Source organism: Polynucleobacter sp. AP-Nickl1-40-C4, assembly GCF_035012665.1.
Taxonomy (GTDB): domain Bacteria; phylum Pseudomonadota; class Gammaproteobacteria; order Burkholderiales; family Burkholderiaceae; genus Polynucleobacter.
The window spans coordinates 1-1,198 of record NZ_JAYGQR010000024.1 but is presented as its reverse complement, the minus strand read 5'-3'; the positions used below and the strand labels follow the sequence as shown (position 1 = coordinate 1,198).

Sequence of the window (1,198 nt, the reverse complement as noted above, 5' to 3'; positions counted from 1 at the left end):
GGTAATCCCCCCATTTTTAACTTAAGCTAAAAGTAGAAGCTGGTACTGCAAGTGCTAGTTTTTGCTTTGGTGTAATTCCACCCAAGCCCATGTTTGGTCTTTCATGATTGTATGTCCACATCCAATCGGTAGCAAAGTCTTGAACTTCATCAATCGATTCAAAGAGGTATTGATTAAGCCAATCGTAACGCACGGTGCGGTTGTATCTTTCAATGTATGCATTTTGTTGTGGCTTACCTGGTTGGATATAAGTTATCTCTATTTGATGTTTCGCAGCCCATTGCACAAGCACGCTACTGATGAGTTCCGGACCATTATCACAGCGTATCTTGAGGGGCTTTCCACGCCACTCAATCACTTGATCGAGTGAGCGAACCACTCTGGCTGCTGGCATAGAAAAATCAATATCGATGGCTAAGGCTTCCCGATTAAAGTCATCAATCACGTTAAATAAGCGGATAGATCTGCCGTCGTGCAACTGGTCATGCATGAAGTCGACTGACCAGGTTTGATTGATGCCTTCAGGTACTACCAATGGCACAGGCTTCTCGCGTATCAAGCGTTTATGGGGCTTGATGCGTAAGTTAAGCTCTAACTCCCGGTAGATGCGATAGACCCGCTTATGGTTCCAGGTAAAGCCTTTGACGTTACGTAAGTACAAGAAGCAAAGCCCAAAACCCCAGTTCCGTTGATTTTGGGTGAGGCGTACCAGCCAATCGGCAATGAGGGCATTGTCGGTCGATAGCTTCGGGTGATAGCGATAGCAAGTCTGACTAATGACAAAGGTATCGCAAGCTAAACGGATACTCATTCGGCCACTGTGAACTTGTTGGCTGGCCATCTCGCGCCTACGAGATGGCCGAGTTACTTTTTTTGTAAGACTTCTTTAAGGACGTCAGCTTGGAGCTGAACCTCCGCATACATCTTCTTTAATCGAGCGTTCTCTAGCTCAAGCTCTTTGACGCGAGACATTAGTGAGGCATCCATACCGCCATACTTGGCGCGCCACTTGTAAAAGCTAGCAATGCTAATGCCGTGTTCACGGCATAGCTCTGGGGCTGGCATGCCAGCCTCGGCTTGCTTGAGGATGCCCATGATTTGGCTATCGGTAAAACGGGAGGTTTTCATAGAATTTCCTTTAAATCAAACAACTTAGAAATTCTACTTTTAAGTCAGGTTAAGGGGTGGGGGTATTACC

Annotated in this window: 1 protein-coding gene; it reads right to left on the bottom strand. The window is 46.3% G+C overall.

Translation table 11 applies throughout. The features are described 5' to 3' along the window. Nucleotides 1-16 precede the first annotated feature (16 nt). A protein-coding gene (locus tag VC182_RS11465; protein WP_323485371.1) for an IS3 family transposase occupies nucleotides 17-1,128 on the bottom strand; the annotation gives its coding sequence in 2 pieces (ribosomal slippage) (nucleotides 17-882 and nucleotides 882-1,128; 1,113 coding nt in all). Nucleotides 1,129-1,198: the final 70 nt, after the last annotated feature.